General features: G+C 63.0%; 22 protein-coding genes. 5 read left to right on the top strand and 17 right to left on the bottom strand.

Annotated elements, in window-relative coordinates; genetic code table 11:
• Positions 1–3: 3 nt before the first annotated feature.
• From C7I56_RS01595 to C7I56_RS01565, 7 genes are all read right to left on the bottom strand, one after another.
• The gene (locus C7I56_RS01595; RefSeq protein WP_106638795.1) at positions 4–1419 is read right to left on the bottom strand and encodes a UDP-N-acetylmuramoyl-L-alanyl-D-glutamate--2,6-diaminopimelate ligase; all 1416 of its coding nucleotides are present in this window, start codon (positions 1417–1419) and stop codon (positions 4–6) included.
• A gap of 3 nt (positions 1420–1422) precedes the next feature.
• Positions 1423–3114 (bottom strand): peptidoglycan D,D-transpeptidase FtsI family protein, encoded by a 1692-nt coding sequence (locus C7I56_RS01590; RefSeq protein WP_245409552.1) that lies wholly within the window; start codon positions 3112–3114, stop codon positions 1423–1425.
• Complete coding sequence (locus C7I56_RS01585; RefSeq protein ID WP_158702951.1) at positions 3111–3812, bottom strand: hypothetical protein; 702 nt, start codon at positions 3810–3812, stop codon at positions 3111–3113. Before C7I56_RS01585 ends, C7I56_RS01590 begins: the two co-directional genes overlap by 4 nt.
• Positions 3809–4762 (bottom strand): 16S rRNA (cytosine(1402)-N(4))-methyltransferase RsmH, encoded by a 954-nt coding sequence (rsmH, locus tag C7I56_RS01580; protein WP_106638792.1) that lies wholly within the window; start codon positions 4760–4762, stop codon positions 3809–3811. The genes C7I56_RS01585 and rsmH overlap by 4 nt, the downstream gene beginning before the upstream one ends.
• The gene (locus C7I56_RS01575; protein ID WP_106638791.1) at positions 4759–5244 is read right to left on the bottom strand and encodes a division/cell wall cluster transcriptional repressor MraZ; all 486 of its coding nucleotides are present in this window, start codon (positions 5242–5244) and stop codon (positions 4759–4761) included. Before C7I56_RS01575 ends, rsmH begins: the two co-directional genes overlap by 4 nt.
• 280 nt (positions 5245–5524) lie before the next feature.
• Positions 5525–6778, bottom strand: a complete 1254-nt coding sequence (locus tag C7I56_RS01570; protein ID WP_106638790.1) for a Gldg family protein — start codon at positions 6776–6778, stop codon at positions 5525–5527.
• On the bottom strand, positions 6779–7090 hold the full coding sequence (locus C7I56_RS01565) for a hypothetical protein (protein ID WP_245409551.1): 312 nt from the start codon (positions 7088–7090) through the stop codon (positions 6779–6781).
• Positions 7091–7194: 104 nt separating this feature from the next.
• On the opposite strand from C7I56_RS01565, the gene C7I56_RS01560 reads away from it, so the two are divergent.
• Positions 7195–7575: a hypothetical protein gene (locus C7I56_RS01560; RefSeq protein WP_106639576.1), complete on the top strand. Its 381-nt coding sequence runs from the start codon at positions 7195–7197 to the stop codon at positions 7573–7575.
• A gap of 73 nt (positions 7576–7648) precedes the next feature.
• On the opposite strand, the gene C7I56_RS01555 is transcribed toward C7I56_RS01560, so the two are convergent.
• Complete coding sequence (locus tag C7I56_RS01555; protein ID WP_199792303.1) at positions 7649–8119, bottom strand: VOC family protein; 471 nt, start codon at positions 8117–8119, stop codon at positions 7649–7651.
• A gap of 136 nt (positions 8120–8255) precedes the next feature.
• Here C7I56_RS01555 and purL point away from each other — a divergent pair, with 136 nt between their 5' ends.
• From purL to C7I56_RS01535, 4 genes are all read left to right on the top strand, one after another.
• Entirely contained in the window at positions 8256–10442 is a 2187-nt protein-coding gene (gene purL, locus C7I56_RS01550; protein ID WP_106638789.1) for a phosphoribosylformylglycinamidine synthase subunit PurL, read from the top strand.
• A 78-nt stretch (positions 10443–10520) separates the two neighbouring features.
• Complete coding sequence (locus tag C7I56_RS01545) at positions 10521–10691, top strand: (2Fe-2S)-binding protein (RefSeq protein WP_106638788.1); 171 nt, start codon at positions 10521–10523, stop codon at positions 10689–10691.
• Between the two features lie 267 nt (positions 10692–10958).
• Positions 10959–11438: a bacterioferritin gene (gene bfr, locus C7I56_RS01540; protein ID WP_106639574.1), complete on the top strand. Its 480-nt coding sequence runs from the start codon at positions 10959–10961 to the stop codon at positions 11436–11438.
• An 88-nt stretch (positions 11439–11526) separates the two neighbouring features.
• A complete protein-coding gene (locus tag C7I56_RS01535; RefSeq protein ID WP_106639573.1) occupies positions 11527–12771 on the top strand; it encodes a DUF418 domain-containing protein in 1245 nt (414 codons plus the stop codon).
• 101 nt (positions 12772–12872) lie between these two features.
• On the opposite strand, the gene C7I56_RS01530 is transcribed toward C7I56_RS01535, so the two are convergent.
• The 9 genes from C7I56_RS01530 to guaA all read right to left on the bottom strand — a co-directional run bounded on the left by C7I56_RS01530 (position 12873) and on the right by guaA (position 21161).
• A complete protein-coding gene (locus C7I56_RS01530) occupies positions 12873–13301 on the bottom strand; it encodes an Hpt domain-containing protein (RefSeq protein WP_245409550.1) in 429 nt (142 codons plus the stop codon).
• A gap of 55 nt (positions 13302–13356) precedes the next feature.
• Positions 13357–13581: a sulfurtransferase TusA family protein gene (locus C7I56_RS01525; RefSeq protein WP_342587686.1), complete on the bottom strand. Its 225-nt coding sequence runs from the start codon at positions 13579–13581 to the stop codon at positions 13357–13359.
• A complete protein-coding gene (der, locus tag C7I56_RS01520; protein WP_106638786.1) occupies positions 13578–14948 on the bottom strand; it encodes a ribosome biogenesis GTPase Der in 1371 nt (456 codons plus the stop codon). The genes C7I56_RS01525 and der overlap by 4 nt, the downstream gene beginning before the upstream one ends.
• A gap of 171 nt (positions 14949–15119) precedes the next feature.
• Positions 15120–16469, bottom strand: coding sequence for an outer membrane protein assembly factor BamB family protein (locus C7I56_RS01515; RefSeq protein WP_106639571.1), 1350 nt, complete (start codon positions 16467–16469; stop codon positions 15120–15122).
• The gene (locus tag C7I56_RS01510; RefSeq protein WP_106638785.1) at positions 16469–17173 is read right to left on the bottom strand and encodes a tetratricopeptide repeat protein; all 705 of its coding nucleotides are present in this window, start codon (positions 17171–17173) and stop codon (positions 16469–16471) included. Before C7I56_RS01510 ends, C7I56_RS01515 begins: the two co-directional genes overlap by 1 nt.
• A gap of 134 nt (positions 17174–17307) precedes the next feature.
• The gene (gene panB, locus C7I56_RS01505; protein ID WP_106638784.1) at positions 17308–18165 is read right to left on the bottom strand and encodes a 3-methyl-2-oxobutanoate hydroxymethyltransferase; all 858 of its coding nucleotides are present in this window, start codon (positions 18163–18165) and stop codon (positions 17308–17310) included.
• 212 nt (positions 18166–18377) lie between these two features.
• Complete coding sequence (locus C7I56_RS01500; protein WP_106638783.1) at positions 18378–19238, bottom strand: DMT family transporter; 861 nt, start codon at positions 19236–19238, stop codon at positions 18378–18380.
• A 22-nt stretch (positions 19239–19260) separates the two neighbouring features.
• Entirely contained in the window at positions 19261–19605 is a 345-nt protein-coding gene (locus tag C7I56_RS01495; RefSeq protein WP_106638782.1) for an ArsC family reductase, read from the bottom strand.
• Positions 19602–21161, bottom strand: coding sequence for a glutamine-hydrolyzing GMP synthase (gene guaA / locus C7I56_RS01490; protein ID WP_106638781.1), 1560 nt, complete (start codon positions 21159–21161; stop codon positions 19602–19604). The genes C7I56_RS01495 and guaA overlap by 4 nt, the downstream gene beginning before the upstream one ends.
• Positions 21162–21309: the final 148 nt, after the last annotated feature.

The raw sequence follows: 21309 nt of genomic DNA, 5'->3' as shown, positions 1-21309 counted from the left end.
CCCTCACGCCGCACACTCCCGCGCCACGGTGACGTCATCGAACGGCAGCACCTTGTCGCCCACGATCTGCCCCTGCTCGTGCCCCTTGCCCGCAAGCAGGATGATATCCTCCGGTCCCGCTTCCGCGATCCCGGCCGCAATGGCTTCCCGGCGCCCGCCGACTTCCCGCGCGCGCGCCGCGCCCGCCAGCACATCGCGGCGGATGGCGGCGGGGTCTTCGCTGCGGGGATTGTCGTCGGTGATGATGACGAGGTCTGACATGCGGGCCGCCACCTCGCCCATCTCGGGCCGTTTGCCAACGTCCCTATCGCCGCCCGCACCGAAAATCGTGATGAGCCGACCCCTGGCATGAGGCCGAAGCGCCTCGATCGCGGCTTCCAGGGCGTCCGGCGTATGAGCATAATCCACGTAAACGGGTGCCCCCGCCTTGGTAATAACGGCGCGTTCGAGACGGCCACGCACCGGCTGGAGGCGCGAAAGGTGCGAGAGGGTCTGCTTCACATTGCCGCCGGTCGCGATGACCAGGCCCGCCGCCGTCAACACGTTCGCGGCCTGATAGGCGCCGATCAGCGGCAGCGTCACCTTATGCTCGGTGCCATCGGCTTCGATGACGAGCGTCTGGCCAAGCTGGGTCGGCGTGCGCGAGATCAGGCGCAGGCTCTCGCCCTTCGTGCCAACCGTCATCACATTCAGCCCGCGCTGACGCGCAATGCCTTCGACTTCGGCGGATTTCGGATCGTCGGTCCAGATCACCGCTGCTGCGCCGGGTTCCAGCACCTCGCGGAACAATCGCATCTTGGCGTCGAAATAGGCGTCCATCGTCTCGTGATAATCGAGATGATCGCGGCTGAAATTGGTGAAGGCGCCCGCCGATACCGCAAGCCCTTCGGTACGATATTGCGACAGGCCATGGCTCGATGCTTCGAACGCGGCATGGGTAATGCCCATGCGCTTCAGCCCCGCCATATTGGACAGAAAGGTGACGACATCCGGCGTCGTCAGGCCGGTCGTCACCTGCTCATCCGCCGTGGTAACGCCCAAGGTGCCGATCGACGCGGAAACATGCCCCGCCATGCGCCAAAGCTGGCGCACCATTTCGACGTTGGACGTCTTGCCATTCGTGCCCGTCACCGCGACGACGGTGCCCGGAAAGGGCGCGAAGAAACGGGCGGCAAGCGCGGCAAAGGCCTGGCGCGGCTCATCCGCCTTCACATGCACGGCGCCCTCCACCCGCGCTTCGGGCCGCGCGACGATGGCGACCGCGCCAGCCTTTACGGCTTCGGCGATATAATCCTCGCCATTGAAACGGCTACCGGGAAAGGCGCCGAACACCGTTCCGGGGGCAATCTTCCGATGATCGATCGCAAAACCCGTGACCTGCGCTTGCGTCTCGGTTCCGATCAGTTCGCCAAGGCGCATCGCTCAATCCCCCCGGATGAAGGGGAGGACTTCGGCGAGATTCGCGTCGCGGCTCGTGCTCGGCTGCACGCCAAGCATCGGGCCGACGCGGCTCACAACCTTTGAAATGACCGGGGCCACGTTCCAGCCTGCGGTATGGAAGCCATAGGTTTCGGCCGTGGATTTGGGATCGTCGAGCATCGCCACCACAACATAGCGCGGCTCGTCCATCGGGAAAACGCCTGCAAAGGTCGTGACGACGGATGCCCCGGTGTAGCGGCCGCCGACAATCTTTTCCGCAGTGCCGGTCTTGCCGCCGATGCGATAACCCGGCGCATCCGCCTTCTTGCCCGTACCATGCGTGACGACAAGGCGGAGCAAAGCGCGCATCTTGTAGGACGTATCCTCGCTAAACACGCGCCGGCCTGCGGGAACGGGACGGTTCTTGCCGGTTTTGAGCAGGGTCGCGGGATGCCAGATGCCGCCGTTGAACAGGGCCGCATAGCCGCTGGCGAGGTGGAGCGGCGTCACCGCGATGCCGTGGCCGTAGCCCACCGTCATCGTCGCGACCTCACCCCAATCATTGCCGGGCGTCAGCGTCCGCCCGCGCTCCATCAGCTCGATCTCGACGCGATCGAGGAAGCCCATTTTCTTCAGGAATTCCTTCTGCCGCTCAGCGCCCAGCTGCGCCGCGATCTGCGCCGTCCCGATATTGGAGGATTCCTGCATGATCTCGGACACCGAACAGGCGCGATTGAACGGGTGCGTGTCGGTGATCGTAAAGCCGCCCGCGCGTAGCCCGCTTGAGCAATTGTACATCTGCCCAAGGCTTTTGACGACGCCTGCATCCATCGCCATCGCGACAGTGAAGGGCTTGAAGGTCGATCCAAGCTCGTAGACGCCAAGCGTGATGCGGTTGAACCGCGCATCCATCGATCCCTTGCCAGGCACGTTGGGATTGAGTTCGGGAAGCGAAGACATAGCGAGCACTTCGCCGGTCTTTACATCCATGATCACGCCCGCCGCGCCGATCGCACTGAACTTGTGCATGGCGGCGAGCAGTTCGGCCTCCAGCGCCTGCTGAACGCGGGCATCGATCGAAAGCTGGATGGGCTCGCCCCGGGTCGCAGGGTCGGACATCTGCTTGTCGAATGCGCGCTCGATACCGGCCGCGCCCTTGCCGTCGAGATCGGTATAACCAACGACATGGGCGGCAAGCTCAAGGTTCGGATAAAGCCGCTCGGGCTCGCGGTCGAAAGCGATGCCCGGTTCGCCAAGCGCATTCACCGCTGCCACAAGTTCCGGCATGGCGCGACGGCTCAGATAGACGAATGTTTTATCGGATTTTAAAAGGGACAGATATTCGGCCGCGCTCTTCTCCGGCATCAGCTCGTTCAGCTTCACCGCAAGTTCCGCTGGATCGCCGAGCAGTTTCTTCGGATGGACGGCGATCGACCAGGCATCGATGGTGCGGGCAAGCGGCACGCCGTTGCGGTCGATAATGTCTCCGCGCGCGGGCAACAGCGGATTGCCGACCGCGCCCGTGTCGGCGCGGTCGGAAAAGACGCTTAAATAGAGAATGCGGGCGACGATCAATGTCGTAACGCCCGCAAACACCAGCATCATCAACATGAGACGGTGATAGGTAAGGGAGAGCGTCTGCTGCCGCTGTCCCGGAAGGCTTACCCCCTGCCGCTCGATCGCAATTGCCGTCACCGCGTGGCCCCGCTCCCCTTGCGCGTTTCACTCTTCGCCGCGGCGCTCAGATCGCCGAGCACATCGTCGCCAAGCAGACCCGCCGACTTGACCGGCGCGCTCTTCTTTTGGGGCTTGGCGGCAGCAACGGTTTCCGCCTTTTTCTTGGGTTGCGCGGATGCCTTCTCGGCAGCCGCCTTTTCCACCGGCATTTTCTTTACCGCCGCCTTGGGCGCCACGACCTCAGCCGGTGAAGCGGGGGACGGCGTATAGCTTGCCTTGCGGAGCACCGGTTGCGGCACAGCGGCACCCACATTGGCGGCGGCCTGAATCAGCCTGGGTTGGGCAGTTGCCACAGGCTGATCCGGGACCGCCACCGTCTCGGCAGAGGCAAGGCGAAGCGGCGCGCGCTCCTCGATCGTCTTTTCGCGGGTTTCGAAGCGGGCGAGCATCACTTCATTGTCGAGAAACTGGTTTGACGCGGGCGCGGACAGGGCCAGGACTTCGGCGTTCCAATGCTCGAGCTGCGACAGGCGGCCGCGCGTGCCAAGCTCGGTCTGCAGCGAACGGATATCCTGCTTGGCCGCAACGATGCGCCGCTCGAGGCTCGCAAGCTCCGCGCGCTCCGATGCAACCTGGAGCGAGAGCATGTAGCAGCCAAGCGCGGCGGCAGCGACGCCGGCAACCCAACCAACGGGCTTGAACCCTTGCGCCATCATTGCGCCAGTCCTTCTCTTTTCCAGGCGATTGCGGCGGTGCGCCGCGCGACACGAAGCGTGGCGGAACGCGCACGCGGATTGCGGGTGAGTTCGGCCTCGCTCGGGCGCAGGGCCTTGGCGACCGCCTCGAACGTCGGTGCCGGGCCCTTAGCCGCGACCGGCAGATGGCGTGACCCGGCGGGCGTCGAACCGCTCCGCTCTTTCAGGAACCGCTTCACGATCCGATCTTCCAGGCTGTGGAAGGTGACGACGGCAAGCCGCCCGCCTTCCTTCAATACCTGCTCCGCGGCTTCCAACCCTTCTTCCAGTTCCTGCATTTCCTGGTTGAGGTGAATGCGGATGGCCTGGAAGGTGCGGGTCGCCGGATCTTTCTTCATGCCCGGATGATGACCCAGCGCCTTGCGCACCACATCGGCCAACTGCCCGGTCCGCTCGATCGGGCGCGCGGCCACGATGGCGCGCGCGACGCGGCGCGACTTGGGCTCCTCGCCATAATGATAGAGGACGTCGGCAATTTCGCCTTCGTCGGCAGTATTGACGAAATCGGCGGCGCTTTCACCGTCCTGGCTCATCCGCATGTCGAGCGGGCCGTCCGCCTGGAATGAAAATCCGCGCTCGGCTTGGTCCAGCTGCATCGACGACACGCCGATATCCAGCGTCACACCGTCAACTTCCGCAATGTTTCGTTCGGCAAGCGCCTGACGCATCCGGGAAAAACGCTCCGGAACAAGCGTCAGGCGCTCCCCGCTCTCCGCGACGAGCCCTTGCCCGTCACGAATGGCGTCGGGATCGCGGTCGAAGGCGATGACCTTCGCACCCGTCTCCAAAATCGCACGCGTATAGCCGCCGGCGCCGAACGTGCCGTCGACATGAACTTCGCCCGCCTGGGGAGAGAGACCCGCAATCACTTCGTCAAGAAGGACCGGAATATGGGGCGCGGGCTGGCTCACAGCGCGATCCCCTTCTCTTCCAGCCGGTAAGCCGCGAGTTCTTTCAAATCCGCATCGCCGCTCTTCAACGCAACATGCGGATTCCAGATTTCGAACGTACCGCCGACGCCGACGAACAGCGCCAGATCCTCGATCTGCCCCTTCTTGCGCATCATCGGGGGCAGGATGATGCGGCCGCTCGTGTCGTAAGGAACGTCCTCGGTAATGCCGAATGTGCGACGCGCGCGGGCATAGTGATTGGCCGCCTCACCGCCCTGCGCCTCTTCGTTCAGGCGGCGGCGTTCGTTTTCGGCATGGAGGTAACGGGCATAGCCGCGATCATAAGCGGTGAGGCAAGGGTCGACCTCATGCGCACCGAGGATCAACGCCTTGGCGTCGGAGCGGCGCTCGATCACTCCACGGATGAACGACGGAACCGACAGACGCCCTTTGGCATCCACCGCGTTCAGTGCGCTCCCGTTGAAGAGATGTTCGAGTTCCACCCTGTTTCGCCTGCCTTCTTTAAAGCCAAGCCTTCCCTGACCACAGGAACGCGCCTCCGCGTCCCTGCGCCGTTGCCACGTGGCCAGAGAATGCCCCTCTTTATTATGGCTACGTGGATAACATTCATTAGGTAGGGATGGAAGGGGTTTTCATGCCCTGAACGGGGATTTCATGCCATAATATGGGATAAGACATAGTATTCATGGTTTGTTCTGAGCCCAGTTGCAGCTTTGTTCTGTTGCACAACCTGTGGATAAGTCAGTGGGAAGTAGTGGATAGTTAAGACTTGCGGCGGACGCGCAAGACGAGTCCCGTTACGCCCGCAGCGAGAACGGGAAGAAGAGCGAAGAGAATGGCGCGCCCCGCATTATCGCCGGGTTTTCGCCAAGCCACATCTCCCGACTGCCGCATCCGCGACAGTCCACTCAAGCTATCAAGCCAGTCGGCCACGAGCAGTGGATTATCGGCAATCCGGCGATGCCGATCCCCGCCCCGCTCCCCGGGCGCGGCCCATAAGGTGTCGTGAAGCATGTCCGCGTCCGCGACCAGCAACGCACGTCCCCGTCCGATCCGGCAATCGGCAAGCAGCCCCTCATCCCCCAGGCGGCAGCCTGGGTCCGCCGCTCGAAAGCGGCCGGGGGCAGCCACTGTCCATTTGCGCGGCCCGCTGATCCGGATCGCAACGCCCCTTTCTGCCCCTTCTTCGAGAGCGAGCCCCCAATGATCGAGCAAGGGGCCAAGCAGCCCGATCGGCGGCGGACGGCGCGCGTCGCCCAGCGCCAAGTCGCTCGGCCACAGCAGCATCGGGTCGGTGAGGATCAGCGCCTTCCCTCCCCCACGCACCCACGCATCGAGCCGGACCAGCTCGACGGGCTCCAATCGCCGCGGCTGGGCAAGGAGGAGCAGCCTTCCTTTTGCAAGGCCGGCATCGTCCAGCACGTCGAGCGGCGTGATATCGAACTCTGTCTGCAAAACACTATAAGAGCGGACCGGCCAAGGCTCACGAGACCAATCGCTCCAGCCGCCCCACAAAAGCGGCAAGCCGGTCATCACCAGCAATGGGGGCCGAACCGCTCCCCCTTCCCGCTCCTTTTCCAGCACGATGCCGTCATAGAAAGAGAGGGCCTGTGGATAGATAAGCAGGGGCAGCGCCAACACCGCGCCCGCAATCGCTCCGAACCGCCGGTGGATTCGCTTCCCACCCTGGATCAGCATTTCGTAGATCAGAACAAGCACCAATCCACCCAGTAGGCCCCGCGCGAGCTCCGGCATGGGATTGATTGCCCCAAGCCCCACCACCAGCAATCCCTCACCCAGAGAAGCCAAAGCCAGTCCGGCGCCGTAAAGTCCCAAACGGATGATCCATCCCTGCCGCCGCGCCGCAAAGGCGAGGCCGAGCAGGCACCAGGGCCGGAAAGCGAAAAAGAGCAACGCTTCGGCCCGCCCCCAATCCAGGACGCGCCCCAGCGTCAGGCCCAGGCCGATCTCCGCCAGCGCGTAAATCGCGGCGCCCAGCGCCAGCCGCCATGCCATTTATTGAGGTTGGGCCTGCCCGACGCTCTTGTCGGCTGGCGCATTCTTTTCGGCATTGCCGGGCGCGACGCCGAGTTCCGCGAGCGGCTCCTTGGGCTGCTCCTTTGCCAGGGGCGCCGCAGGCGGATTGGCGAGCACCACCACGGGCTGGCTTTCGCTGAGCCCCGGGTCGATATTGTTGGCGGTGATCAGTTCCTCGTCGCTCGCGCGCGTAAAAATCGCCGCGAGCATCACGATCAGGAATACGAAGGCAAGGCCGGTAAAGCCGATCCTCACGCGCTGCATTCCGGTCATATCCTTGGCACGCTTCATCGCAACGGAGGATAACCAAGCGATCGCACTTTGTCGAACCCCTCGAAGAATGACATTTTTGGGGCTTGACGATCCGTGCTGCACTCGCGAAATCTTCCGTTGTTATGAAAAACCTAAAGCACCTCACCGTCGCGGCTTCGGCTGCGGCCCTCCTTTCCCTCTCGGCTTGCAATGAGCCGGAGGTCGTCACCGCCAACGCACCCGATCCTCAGGCTGAAGCGCTCGCCAACGCGGCGCCGGTTGAATTGCCGCCGTCGATCCAGTCGACGCGCACATATCGCTGCAAGGATAACAGCCTGCTTTATGCTGATTTCTACACCAACAATACGGTGAAGGTCCGCGACAAGAAGGGTCCGGAAGGCACGATTCTGACCGCCCCGGAAGCTGGCCAGGCCTACGCGGCCGAAGGCTATTCGCTGAGCGGCAACGGCACCACCGTTACCTACACCGCACCGGGCAAGGGCGCGCAGAGCTGCAAGGCCTAATTTCTCTTCACCTTTAAAGATTGGGCCGGCGGGACACAATTCCGCCGGCCTTTCTGTTGCTCCGGTCCCAAAGTCAGTTCGCCATCTCGCTCGACCAGGCCTTCATCTTCTCTTCCATTTCCTGTGGCGGCACGTCCCTAATCTGGGTCGACAAGGTCCAGCGATGGCCGAACGGATCAACGACCGTGCCCATGCGATCGCCCCAAAACTGGTCTTCCGGTTGCCGCTCAACCGTCGCACCCGCCTTGATCGCCTGCTCGAACGCCGCGTCGACATCGCCAAGATAGATCATCAGGCTCGACGTCGCCCCGCCTCGTTTTGCGGGGCTAAGCAAGTTCATGTCCGGCCATTCATCCGACAGCATGACGTGGGAATCCCCGATCACGATCTCGGCATGAGCGATCTTTTCCCCCATCGGCAAGCGCATCTTTTCCTTCGCCCCAAAGGCATGGGCGTAAAAGTCGATCGCCGCCTCCGCGCCATCGACGATAAGATAGGGCGTTACGCTGTGATACCCCTGAGGAATGCCTTTGCGGTCCATCATCTCTCTCCTTTTTAACGCGTGACTATCGGCCGGCCAGAAGAGTCGCGCAATCCGGAGAAACGCCCAAAACTCCGTCCCCGTTGAGAGGGAGGGACTTAGTCTTTCCACGCGCGCAGACTCCCGCTAATGCCCGCGCATGACCCAATCGCCGATCACCCCGGAAGTCGTCGCCGAACACGGCCTGTCTCCTGAAGAATATGAGCGTGTTCTCCACGCCATGGAGCGGCAGCCGAACCTTACCGAGCTCGGCATCTTCTCGGTCATGTGGTCGGAGCATTGCTCCTACAAATCGTCCCGCATCCACCTGAAGAGGCTTCCGACGACAGGCCCCCAAGTCATTTGCGGCCCCGGCGAGAATGCGGGCGTCGTCGATATCGGCGATGGGCAGGCCGCCATCTTCAAGATGGAGAGCCACAACCACCCGTCCTACATCGAACCCTATCAGGGCGCGGCGACCGGCGTCGGCGGCATCCTGCGCGACGTCTTCACCATGGGCGCTCGTCCCATCGCCAACATGAACTCGCTCCGTTTCGGCCGACCCGATCATCCCAAGATGCGCCACCTGATCGCGGGCGTCGTCCACGGCATCGGCGGTTACGGCAATTGCGTCGGCGTCCCCACCGTCGGCGGCGAGGTCAATTTCCATAAGGCCTATGACGGCAACATCCTCGTCAACGCCATGACCGTCGGCATCGCCGACACCGACAAGATCTTCTATTCGGCGGCCTCCGGCGTCGGCAATCCGATCGTCTATGTCGGCTCCAAGACTGGGCGCGACGGCATCCACGGCGCGACCATGGCCTCGGCCGATTTCGGCGAGGATTCGGAAGAAAAGCGCCCCACCGTGCAGGTCGGCGATCCCTTCACCGAAAAATTGCTGATCGAAGCCTGCCTTGAACTCATGGCATCCGACGCCATCGTCGCCATCCAGGACATGGGCGCGGCGGGCCTCACCTCCTCCTCGGTCGAAATGGCGTCTAAGGGCGGTGTAGGCATCGAACTCGTCATGGACGATGTGCCCCAGCGCGAAGAAGGCATGACGCCCTATGAAATGATGCTGTCGGAAAGCCAGGAGCGCATGCTCATGGTGCTTAAGCCGGGCCGCGAGGATTTCGCCAAGGCGATCTTCGAAAAATGGGAGCTGGATTTCGCCGTCATCGGCCACGTCACCAACACCGGCCGCATGGTGCTGAAGTGGAAGGGCGATGTGGTCGCCGACATTCCCTTGGCTCCGCTCGCAGACGAAGCGCCGCTTTATGATCGCCCGCACGTGCCGACGCCCAAGCCCGCACCGCTCGCCAATGTGCCGGAAAGCACGGACATCGGCGCCGATCTCCTCAAGCTGATGGGCACGCCCGATCTCGCCAGCCGCCGGTGGATTTGGGAGCAATATGACCACATGGTCGGCGCGGATACGGTCCAGCGCCCGGGCGGGGACGCTGCGGTCGTCCGCGTCCATGGCACGCAAAAAGGCCTTGCCATCACCACTGATTGCACGCCGCGTTATTGCTTCGCCGATCCGGTCGAAGGCGGCAAACAGGCGATCGCCGAAGCGTGGCGCAACCTCAGCGCAGTTGGCGCAAAGCCGCTCGCCGTCACCAATTGCCTCAACTTCGCCAATCCGCAGCGTCCCGAAATCATGGGCCAGATCGTCGGCTGCCTCGAAGGCATGAGCGAAGCCTGCCGCGCGCTCGACATGCCGATCGTGTCGGGCAACGTGTCGCTTTACAATGAAAGCAAGGCCACTGGCGGCGGTTCGGCCATTCTCCCCACCCCGGCCATCGGCGCCATCGGCCTGCTACCCGATTGGTCGGAGAGCGCGACCCTGGCTTTCAAGGGAGAGGGCGAAGGCATCTATCTGATCGGCGGCACGGTTTCCGAACGCGCCGGGCACCTTGGGCAGTCGCTCTGGCTGCGCGAACTTCACGGCCGCGAAGACGGCCCGCCCCCGCCAGTCAATCTCGACCGCGAAAAGGCGGCAGGCGATCTCGTTAGACAGTTGATCGCAGACGGCAAGGTTACCGCTGTCCACGACGTGTCCGATGGCGGCCTGCTCGTCGCAGTCACGGAAATGGCATTGGCTGCAGGCATAGGCGCCGAACTCGGCGCGATCACCGATGCCGCGGCCGCCTTTGGCGAAGACCAGGGGCGTTATGTGGTGACAGGCGACGATATCGACCGCGCTTATACGATGGGCGTTCCCATAACGCGCATCGGCACGACAGGCGGAAATGAAGTTGCGGGCATATCGCTCGATTCGCTTCGCTCAGCGCATGAGGCCTTCTTCCCGAAACTGATGGGCGCAGACGCGGCACTCGCCTGACGGCGATTGCGGACCATTCGTCGCAATTTGCCAATGGTATATTGCGACTAAATCGCATTATCGCTATTTGCGATCTCCATGATCGTTTGCGTCTGTAATGCGATTCGCGAGAGCGATGTGCGGAAGGCCACCAAAAATGGCGCGTCTTGCCCCTCCAGCGCCTATGCCTGCCTTGGCCGCCGCGCCAAATGCGGCCAATGCTTTCCCTTCGCTCGCCAGATCATCGCCGCCGAGCGCGCAACCGCCTGAGGCTTTCCTACAGCGCCGCAAAATGCCATCATGGGTGGCTCTTTCTTATCCGCTATCCGCGCTCGTCCGTCTTAAGCTTAAGGTTTTGGAAAAACGCGCCACAGCATCAACTTCATCAACTTTGCCCGGGAAAATGCGTGTCACTCGCGGCCCGCATGCCTGCGAATGACTGGCAGATGCAGCGCCATTTTTCCCGGAGATGAGCCATTTTCCGCTGTGAAAAGCCAGCTCGACTGATACAATGCCGCCTCAATTATGGAGACGGCCATGAAGGGCGACGATCGCGTCATCGAATTATTGAATGAGGCGCTGAGGAACGAGCTTACCGCCGTCAATCAATATTGGCTTCATTACCGTCTGCTCGACCATTGGGGCATCCAGCGCCTTGCCGAATATGAGCGGCATGAGTCGATCGACGAGATGAAGCACGCCGACCGCCTTTCGGAGCGTGTATTGTTCCTCGATGGCCTTCCCAACTTCCAATTGCTCGGCCGCCTTCGCATCGGTGAAACGGTTGAGGAAGTGCTGAAGGCCGATCTGGAGCTGGAGCGGGAGGCCGTGGTTCAACTCAAAGGCGCTATCGCCCATTGCGAGAGCGTCCGCGATTATGTGAGTCGTGACCTCTTCGCCGAAATCCTGGCCAGCGAGGAAGAGCATGTCGACACGCTCGAAAAGCAGTTCGACATGATCGAACGCATGGGCATCCAGAATTACATCCAGCTCCAGTCGAAGCCCACGGAGGGCTGAGGCCGCCGCAACGCCGCACTTTCAGTAAGGTGATAGCGGGCGGCATCCTGTATAGATGGCCGGTCGAACAGGAGGGGAGTTAATGGCGATGGCGTCGGAACCGCAGGCTCGCATTGCGACGCTCGATATCGTGCGCGGCATCGCGGTCATGGGCATATTGGCGATGAATATCCTGGCCTTTGCTATGCCCCAGGCCGCCTACCAAAACCCGGCTGCCTATGGCTGCACGGAAGGTGCGGACCTCATCGCCTGGTGGTTCAATTTCGTGCTGATCGACGGGAAGATGCGTGGCCTTTTCTCGCTTCTGTTCGGCGCCAGCCTGCTGCTCGTCGTGGAGCGCGCCGCGGCGAAGGGTGAAAATCCCACTTCCGTGCACTTTCGCCGCATGGCCTGGTTGTTCGTGTTCGGCCTCCTCCATTTCTTCCTGGTCTGGTGGGGCGACATCCTTCACCAATATGCATTGATCGGCGCCCTCGTCTTCCTGTTTCGCAATAAGCCCGTAAAGGGCCTAATCGGCTGGGCGGTAGGCCTTCTCATCGTGCAGACGATCCTGATGGCGATGCTCTCGGCCGGTTTCCTTGCGGTTAGCGCGCAGGCCTCCGCGCCCGGAGCCAGTCCGGACATCATCGCGCAGTGGAACGAGATGAAGCAGGGCGTTGGCCCGCTTCCGCCCGCCGAACTGGCCAAGGATCTTGCGGTACATGACGGCAGCTATGCCGGCCTCGTCGCGCACCGTGCGGGCCAGACCAGCTTCATGGTCATCGGCATCTTCTTCTTCGGTGTCGAAACGCTCGCATACATGCTGATCGGCATGGCGGCGCTGAAAAGCGGCTTCCTGACCGGCGCGTGGGAAAACAGGCGCTACATCCGCTGGATGCTCATCTGCTATGCGATCAGCATTCCGCTATACATGCTGATCGCGGCGTGGGTCGCAGGGTCGGGGTTCGACACCGCCACGGTGGCGGCCGCGACGATAGGGGCGGTGACGCCCATTCGGCCAGTCATGATCATAGGCCACGCCGCGCTCATCATCCTGCTCACCCGGCAGGGCGGCGCGCTGGTCGATCGCATCGCGGCGGCAGGCCGGGCGGCGTTCACGAATTATCTGGGCACCAGCATCATCGTTTCCACCCTCTTCTACGGCTATGGCGGCGGTCTCTACGGCGATCTTGGCCGAGCAGAGGTCTATTTGGTGGTGATCGCCATGTGGGCACTGATGCTGATTTGGTCCAAGCCCTGGCTCGACCGCTTTGCCTACGGCCCTTTCGAATGGTTGTGGCGCAGCCTCGCCCGCTGGCAGATCCAGCCGCTGCGAAAGGCTGTGGCGGTTTAGATTAAAGCGTTACCCTGAACTTGTTTCAGGGTCCATCTAACCACCTGTCGCGCTTTCGCCGGCATGGATGCTGAAACAAGTTCAGCATGACGGCCCTTGGCTTAAATCCGCCCGAATTCCTGGTTGGTAGGCGCGCGACCAAAAGCGGGGCGGCGCTGGGCGAGCGGGTTCATTTCCTGCGCGAACAGCGCCATCGTCTGATTGAAGAGCTGGCGCAGGCGGACCACTGAGGGCAGCAGGTCATCCGGGAACAGGCGGCTTTCCACGGCGCGCCGCGCGGCAAATTCAATTCGTTCGGCAATTTCGCCGATCGGCTCCGCGCCGAACTGCCGCGCCTCGGTCTTCAGCGTGTGCGCGGGCAGGACGAGCGCCGCCGCGTCGCGCCGGTGCATGCCGTCTTCGATCCGGGCGACGGCCTTCTCACCGTCCTCCTGAAAATAGCCGAGGATTCGCACGAAGCTGGCGCCAAGTTCGGTGCGGGTGCGCGAAAAATATGCCCAGTCGACAATGGCTTCGCTCTCGACGTCCAAATGCGCACACTCCCTTGCAACGGTTCAGCCTTAAGGAAAGGCGGTAAATAGGCGGTTACGAAGCGCTGAAATCAACCAGAAAGGCCGTATCGGCTTCGGGCGTCAGCGCCCAGCCGCGTTCGGCGCAGAGGCTCGCAATCTCCTTGGGTGCGATCGGGTCGTCGGCCAGGATGCGGACGCTTCCCGTGCCCCCCGTTTCCCGCGCCGCACGTGCCAAGCGCATGACGGGCCAAGGACAGAGCATCCCCCGCGCATCGACAAGACGCGCCTCGCCGCTCACGATCCGCCACCGAACGGATTCTTCGGCGCCCGTGCATGGAGACGCACCGGCACCGCGCCAAAGCCCAGTTCCTTGCGGATGCCGTTCACGAGATAGCGCTTGTAGCTTTCCGGAAGCTCATCCACGCGCGTGCCGAACAGCACAAAGCTCGGCGGCCGCGTATTCACCTGGGTAATATAGCGCAGCTTGATCCGCTTGCCTCCGGGCGCAGGCGGCGGATTATTCTCGACTGCGCGTTCGAACCAGCGATTAAGCTCTCCCGTCGACACACGCCGCGACCAGATATCGCGCACTTCGAAGGCGGCGGAAAGAAGCTGGTCGATGCCTTTCCCTGTCCGCGCCGACACGGCGATGAGCGGCACGCCGCGCACCTGCGAAAGGCCTTCTTCCAGCGCCGCGCGAATGCCCTGGAACAGGCTCGAATGATTGTCAGCCACGTCCCACTTGTTGATGGCGATAACGAGCGCCCGGCCTTCCTGCAGCGCGTTATCGGCGATGCGCAAATCCTGCGCCTCCAGCCCCAAGGTTCCGTCGAGCAGCAGCACGACCACCTCGGCGAAATCCACCGCACGGCGGGCATCGGCGACCGACAGCTTTTCGAGCTTGTCCTGAACTCGCGCTTTCTTGCGCATCCCCGCCGTGTCGATGAGGCGGACCGGACGGACCTTGCCCTCTCCATCCTTCCATTCCCAGTCGATGGCGATGGAATCGCGGGTGATTCCAGCTTCCGGGCCGGTGATCAGCCGTTCCTGCTCCAGGATGCGGTTGATCAGCGTCGATTTGCCAGCATTGGGGCGGCCGACGATGGCGAGCTTCAGCGGCCGGTCTTCCTCCGGCACGTCTTCCTCAGCGAAAGGATCCTCCTCCCTCTCGATATAGGGGGCAAGCTGCTCGTAGAGATCGGCAACGCCCTCGCCATGTTCGGCGCTGATCCCGATCGGATCGCCAAGGCCAAGGGAGTAAGCTTCGAGAAGGCCGCTTTCGCCCGCTTTCCCTTCCGCCTTGTTGCCCGCGAGGATGACGGGCGTGGTTTCGCTCCGCAGCCAGCGCGCGATTTCCTCGTCCAGCGGCGTGATACCAGCGCGGGCGTCGATGACGAACAGCGCCGCGTCCGCTTCCTTCACCGCGGCGACGGTTTGCGCGCGCATGCGGCCGGGAAGGGTTTCGGGATCCTCATCCTCGAAACCGGCCGTGTCGATGATGCGGAATTCGGTGCCGAGCAGGATCGCATCACCCTCCCGCCGGTCGCGGGTCACGCCGGGCCGGTCGTCGACCAACGCCAGCTTCTTGCCAACCAGGCGGTTGAACAAGGTGGATTTCCCGACATTCGGGCGTCCGACGATGGCGACGGTGGGCAATTTAGGCATCCGCCCGCCCTGCCTGAGTGAGCCCGGACATTCAAGTGCGGGCTCTGCAAACGCCTCGCTTCACACGCCCTTCGACAGGCTCAGGGCTAGCGGCTTTTTAAGTTTGCTCCATCTCGCCAGAGCTGAGCTTGTCGAAGCCCGGTCCAGATGAACCGGTCTTCGACAACCTATTTACCGCCAAGCGGTCAGCTTCCCGCTGTCGTGCAGAACGTAGAGCGTATTATTCGCCACGACCAAAGGCAGCGACACCGGCATCTTCGTTTCAACCGTCGTCTGGATCGCGCCATCGAGCGGCGACACGTTGCTGATCTGCCCTTCCGAGCTTGCGACGATCAGGCGGTCCCCGGCAAGGACCGGGCCGACCCAGCTGATCGGGCCCTTCTTGTCTTCTTCGTCTTTGTAGCGGGGCAGCTGCGTCATCCAGCGCACGCGGCCCGTTTCGCGCGCAATGGCAAGGAGCTGGGCGTCGTCGGTCACGACATAAATCCAGTCGCCCGCCACCCAAGGTGTCGAGATGCCCGCAATATTGATTTCCCACAGGCGCTGGCCGGTGACGAGATCGATCGCCACCATGCGGCCACCCTGTCCAACCGCATAGACGCGGCCATTGTCGATCACCGGATCGGCATCGACGTCGGACAGGTTGGTGACCGCCGTCGAAATGGACGTGCGCGTCAAGGCATCACCCCAAACCGGCTGGCCATTTTCATAGCGGAAAGCCGTGAGTTCACCCGAGGAGAAGCCCGCGACCACCGTACCCTGACCGGCAGCCGGGGCCGCGACGCCAAACACAGCGGCCTGTTCGAGCGAACCCGAACCCTGCCAGCGTAGCGCGCCATCAGCCGTGTTCAGCGCATAAAGCTGGTTATCCTGGCTCAGCACATAGGCGCTGTCATAGGCGATGGTCGGAGCTCCGCGCAGCGGGCCGCCCGGACGCGCTTTCCACAGCTGATTGCCGGTCGCGGCGTCGAAAGCGACGACATCGCCAATGCCGTTGGTCGCGTAGACACGGCCATTGTCGTAGCTCGCGCCGCCGCCGAACACCGCGCCGCTATTGCCGGTATTCTCGCCGGTCCAGAAGCTGCGGCTGCCGCTCACTTCACCGACCTTCGCGGTCCAGCGCGTGCTGCCAGTCGCGGCATCGATCGCGCGGAGCGTGGCGCCGGTGTCCATCACGAACACGGTATTGTTGGCGACCACCGGCGCCGCGGCGAGGCGCGTGCGCTGCGTGCTGCCGGAAATCTCCGCCGTCCACGCGCGGCCGATGCTTGTGCCGAGCGCGAGATGGCCCAGCGATTTGGTCGCGCCGCCGCCCGGCTGCGCCCAGTCGGTATTGTTCGTCACCGCCGGAAGTGTGACGGGAACGGATGCCAGCACCGGATCGACGGCGATCCCTGATTCGGACGACAGGACAGGGATACGCTGCCCGACCGTCGGGGTCACCGGACCCTTCTTTCCGCCTACGATTCCGCAACCGGCAACAAGGCTCGCGGCGGTTACGGTCAGGACCAGCTTCTTCATCATTTCACTTCCTTGGCAGCGGCTTCGGCAGGCACGGCATCGATGCCGAGCGAGGATGCCATCTGGATGGCCCGCGACCGGATCGTATCCGGCAATTGCGCGTCCTTCGCCATGGCGGCGAAAATCGGCCCGGCCAGTTCCGGCTTATTCTGTTTCATATGCGCGATGGCAACCATTTCGCCCGCGCTTCCAAACCAGGGATTGCCCGCAACCGCGAGACCCTTAAGCCGGTCGACGACCTGCGCGGGCGGAAGCGTATCGAACTCGGCCGCAGTCCAGCGGATGAGGGCCAGTTCGCGATAGGGCGCGGCGAAATCATCATTCTCGGCCACCGCCTTGAAGCCCGCGATCGCGTCCTTGTCCTTCCCTTCGCTCATCGCGATGTCCGCCTTGGCGAGCAAGGCCGCGGCGCGATAGCCCGGCGTTCCGTCCTTCGCCAGCGCGTCGAGACGCGGTCCGGCCTCCTTGAGCTTTCCGGCCTGAAGATCGTCGAACGCGGCGTTCAGCGCCTCGGCATGGGCGCCAGCCTTTTCCGTCTCGCGATGCTGCCAATAGAGATAGCCGCCGATGACGACGAGCAGGATGATCGCACCGCCGATCACAGCCTTGCCGTAACGCCGCCAGAAACCGGTCAGCTGTTCGCGGCGAAGCTCCTCATCCACCTCGCGGTAGAAGGATTCATTGTCCGTGGGCTTGAGCGCCAAGAATCGTCTCCATTTCAGGCCGCGGTCTGCCGCGCTCCACCTATCCGCTTCCTGAACGAAAAGCCGGATGGGTGAACGCGCCCCGCTTCTGCCGCCACTCTATAGGGGGTTGGCTGCCAAACGGAAGAGGCCGTTCAACCCCTGGCCCGGTAGATATGACCCTCGCCCGGGAAGGCGCGTGAACGGACTTCGGCCGCATAGGCCGCCGCCGCATCGGTAACATGCTGGGCGAAATCATCATATTTCTTCACGAACCGCGCCGTCTGCTCGAACATGCCGAGCATGTCATCGATCACTAGAACCTGCCCGTCGCACTGGGCCGACGCGCCGATGCCGATCGTCGGACAGGAGATCGCCCGCGTCGCCTGAATTGCGATCTCTTCCATCACGCCTTCAAGGACGATCGCAAACGCGCCCGCATCGGCCACAGCCTTTGCGTCGGCGAGGATTTTCGCCGCCTCCGCCTCGCTCTTGCCGCGCGCGCCATAGCCGCCGAGCGCGTTCACCGCCTGGGGCGTCAGGCCAACATGGCCGACGACCGGAATGCCGCGCTTCACGAGGAAGGCGACGGTTTCGGCCATCGCCTCCCCGCCTTCAAGCTTCACCGCCGCCGCGCCGGTTTCCTTGAGGATGCGGGCTGCGCTTTCGAAAGCTTGCTCAGGGCTCGCTTCATAGGAGCCAAAGGGCATGTCGATCACGACGACGCTATGCCAAGATCCCCGCACCACGGCCGCCCCATGCGCGCACATCATGTCGAGCGTGACCGGCACAGTGGAAGGCAGACCGTAAATAACCTGCGCGAGGCTGTCGCCCACCAGCAGCATGTCGCAATGCTGATCGAGCAGTTGCGCCATCCGCATCGTGTAGGCGGTGAGCATGACGATGGGCTCGCCGCCCTTCATCGCCTGAATTTTGGGAACGGTCAGCCGCTTCATCGGCGCGGGCGTCGGATTGGCGCGGCTGGTCGCGGTGTCGAGCATATAGGTGGACATGGCTTACCCTTTATCGCCGCGCGAAGCGTCGCAGGGCCCACAGACCCTGTAACCGCTTCGAGGGAAAGTTGATGAAATTGATGCTCTGGCAAGTTTTTCCAACTGCCGGTTCCGGCCATCAACTTCCGCTGATCGATAGGGGATCGTGAGAACCGGATTCATCATCGCGCCTTCATGGCAGATTATGGCGATGTAGGAAAATGCGCAGCCCGCTATCCGCCGAACTGCATCCGCACCAGCCCCGTCGCCAATATGCCGGCAGCGACGATCCGGCGGCGGCCAAAACCTTCGCCGAGAAACAGGGCTCCCATCATCGCCGCGAACACGACCGACGTTTCGCGCAGGGCCGATACCTTTGCCGCTTCTATCAAGCCGAATGCGTAAAGCGCGGCGCCAAAGGACAGGATCGACAGCGCGCCCGCAGCAACGCCATAACGCCACTTCATCGCCACCGCCTGACGCAGCGCATCCCTCCGCATGATCGTGGCGGCGGCGGTGATGAGGATGCTATCGAGAAGGAACAGCCAGACGATGAACGTGAAGGGGCTGTGCGCCAGCCGCACACCGCGGGCATCGGCCACATTGTACAAGGCGATGCCGATGGCCGTCCCGAGGGCCCAAAGCAAGGCTGCGCCGTGAGGATGATCGCGAAAGCCCCTCCCGCGAGGCGGCAGCGCGAAAGCGATAACGGCGCCGGTTGCCATGAGCAGCCCGGCCCAGGCCAGCGAGGCCAGCTGCTCATTGAGGAAAAGCAAGGCCGAAAGGGCGGTGAGCAAAGGGGCCGAACCGCGCATCACAGGGAAAATCAGTGACAGATCGGCCCGCTGCATCGCCTGCACGAGGCAGATCTGGTAGAAGAAATGGGCCGGCATCGCGATCAGCAGCGCCGTCCAGGTTGCCGTGTCCGGTAAGGGCACGATAAAGGCGGCGGGCAGAATGAGCAGCGCTGCGCTTAGCGACAAGATCGCGCGCCCGACGAGGATATCGCTGCCCATCTTTACCGACATATTAGCGGCTGCAAGCGTGACGGCGGACATCAACCCCAGGCTGATCGCCAATATTTGACTGTTCATCGGCGCGTCCCCCCGGACGATGTCAGGCGAAAGTCGTGGCGTAAATCTCCGGCTTGAACCCCGCGATCCGGCGGTCGCCAAGATCCAGTATCGGGCGCTTGATCATCGATGGCTGGGCCTGCATCAAGGTCACCGCTTTGTCTGCGTTCAGCCCTTCCTTGTCCGCGTCGGGAAGCTTTCGGAATGTCGTGCCCGCACGGTTCAGGACTTTCTCCCAGCCGAATTTGTCCACCCAGGCGCGAAGCTGGGCTTCGTCGACGCCCGCAATCTTGTAATCGTGAAACGTGTAGGCGATGCCGCGCACGTCGAGCCAGGCGCGGGCCTTTTTCACCGTGTCGCAGTTCTTGATGCCGTAGAGGGTGATCATTCCCACTCGATCGTTCCGGGCGGCTTGGAGGTGTAATCGTACACCACGCGATTGATGCCGCGCACTTCGTTGATGATGCGGGTCGCGGTCCGGCTGAGGAACGCCGCGTCGAACGGGTAGATGTCGGCGGTCATGCCATCCGTCGAGGTGACGGCGCGCAGAGCACAGACGCTGTCGTAGGTGCGTCCGTCGCCCATCACGCCCACCGTTTTCACCGGGAGCAGCACGGCAAAGGCCTGCCAGATGGCGTCGTAGAGACCCGCATTGCGGATTTCCTCGAGATAGACGGCGTCGGCCTTGCGGAGGATATCGCAGCGTTCCTTCGTCACCTCGCCCGGAATACGAATGGCGAGGCCCGGGCCCGGGAAGGGATGGCGGCCGACGAACACGTCCGGCAGGCCGAGTTCGCGGCCAAGTTCGCGCACCTCATCCTTGAAGAGTTCCCGCAGCGGCTCGACGAGCTGCATGTTCATGCGCTCCGGCAGGCCGCCGACATTGTGGTGGCTCTTGATCGTCACGCTCGGCCCGCCGGTGAAGCTGACGCTTTCGATCACGTCGGGATAGAGCGTGCCTTGGGCCAAGAAGTCCGCGCCGCCGATCTTGCGCGCTTCTTCGTCGAACACGTCGATGAAGGTCTTGCCGATGAACTTGCGCTTGGCTTCCGGATCGGTGACGCCCGCGAGGCCGGAGAGGAAGAGTTCCTCCGCATCCACATGGACGAGCGGAATATTATAGTGATTGCGGAACAGGCTCACCACCTGCTCGGCTTCGTTCGCGCGCATCAGGCCGTGGTCGACGAAGACGCAGGTGAGTTGATCGCCGATCGCTTCATGGATCAGCACCGCCGCGACCGCGCTGTCCACGCCGCCGGACAAGCCGCAAATCACGCGCCCCTTCCCGACCTGCGCCCGGATTTCCTCGATCTTGGTCGCGCGGAATTCAGCCATCGTCCAATCGCCGGCAAGGCCGCAGACGTGCCGCACGAAATTGGCGATGAGCTTGCCGCCGTCGGGCGTGTGGACGACCTCCGGGTGGAATTGAACGCCGTAGAAATTCTTCTCGTCATTGACCGTCGCGGCATAAGGCGCGCCTTCGGACTGGGCGACGATGCGGAAACCCTCAGGAAGCCGTTCGACCTTGTCGCCGTGGCTCATCCACACCTGATGCTTCTCGCCCTGATGCCACAGGCCGTCGAAGAGCGGGCAGCCATCGACCACTTCGATGAAGGCGCGGCCGAATTCGGCATGGTCGCCGTTGACGACCTTGCCGCCCAATTGTTCGGCCATCAATTGCTGGCCGTAGCAAATGCCCAGGATGGGAAGGCCCGCCTCGAACAATTCGGCCGGTGCGCGCGGGCTGTCGGCGGTGGTGACGGAGGCGGGGCCGCCGGACAGGATGATGCCCTTCGGCTTCAGCCGCTGAAAGGCTTCCAGCGCGGAAGAGAAAGGCGCGATCTCGCTATACACACCCGCCTCGCGGACCCGGCGCGCGATGAGTTGCGTCACCTGGCTCCCGAAATCGACGATGAGGATATTGTCGCTGGGCTGGATCGTCATGGCAACCGGGCCTTTCGGAGCATCGGGGAATGGGGCGGGCCTTAAGCGTCGGCCCCATGTCTGTCCAGCGATGTCGGCGGTTGCGCACTTACTTCCAATCGTGCCGGAAATGGGATGCTCATGGCTAAATTCCGGCCCAATTCGGCAC

This window comes from Allosphingosinicella vermicomposti, assembly GCF_003012815.1.
Classification (GTDB): domain Bacteria; phylum Pseudomonadota; class Alphaproteobacteria; order Sphingomonadales; family Sphingomonadaceae; genus Allosphingosinicella; species Allosphingosinicella vermicomposti.
This window is presented reverse-complemented; position numbering and strand designations above follow the sequence as displayed.

Coding starts and splice junctions, on each gene's coding strand:
- C7I56_RS01535 (WP_106639573.1), top strand. CDS start 11,527: ATGGCGTCGGAACCGCAGGCTCGCATTGCGACGCTCGATATCGTGCGC.
- C7I56_RS01565 (WP_245409551.1), bottom strand. CDS start 7,090: ATGAAGCGTGCCAAGGATATGACCGGAATGCAGCGCGTGAGGATCGGC.
- purL (WP_106638789.1), top strand. CDS start 8,256: ATGACCCAATCGCCGATCACCCCGGAAGTCGTCGCCGAACACGGCCTG.
- C7I56_RS01585 (WP_158702951.1), bottom strand. CDS start 3,812: ATGATGGCGCAAGGGTTCAAGCCCGTTGGTTGGGTTGCCGGCGTCGCT.
- C7I56_RS01495 (WP_106638782.1), bottom strand. CDS start 19,605: ATGATCACCCTCTACGGCATCAAGAACTGCGACACGGTGAAAAAGGCC.
- C7I56_RS01500 (WP_106638783.1), bottom strand. CDS start 19,238: ATGAACAGTCAAATATTGGCGATCAGCCTGGGGTTGATGTCCGCCGTC.
- bfr (WP_106639574.1), top strand. CDS start 10,959: ATGAAGGGCGACGATCGCGTCATCGAATTATTGAATGAGGCGCTGAGG.
- guaA (WP_106638781.1), bottom strand. CDS start 21,161: ATGACGATCCAGCCCAGCGACAATATCCTCATCGTCGATTTCGGGAGC.
- C7I56_RS01560 (WP_106639576.1), top strand. CDS start 7,195: ATGAAAAACCTAAAGCACCTCACCGTCGCGGCTTCGGCTGCGGCCCTC.
- C7I56_RS01555 (WP_199792303.1), bottom strand. CDS start 8,119: ATGATGGACCGCAAAGGCATTCCTCAGGGGTATCACAGCGTAACGCCC.
- der (WP_106638786.1), bottom strand. CDS start 14,948: ATGCCTAAATTGCCCACCGTCGCCATCGTCGGACGCCCGAATGTCGGG.
- C7I56_RS01570 (WP_106638790.1), bottom strand. CDS start 6,778: ATGGCATGGCGGCTGGCGCTGGGCGCCGCGATTTACGCGCTGGCGGAG.
- C7I56_RS01595 (WP_106638795.1), bottom strand. CDS start 1,419: ATGCGCCTTGGCGAACTGATCGGAACCGAGACGCAAGCGCAGGTCACG.
- panB (WP_106638784.1), bottom strand. CDS start 18,165: ATGTCCACCTATATGCTCGACACCGCGACCAGCCGCGCCAATCCGACG.
- C7I56_RS01515 (WP_106639571.1), bottom strand. CDS start 16,469: ATGAAGAAGCTGGTCCTGACCGTAACCGCCGCGAGCCTTGTTGCCGGT.
- C7I56_RS01545 (WP_106638788.1), top strand. CDS start 10,521: ATGATCGTTTGCGTCTGTAATGCGATTCGCGAGAGCGATGTGCGGAAG.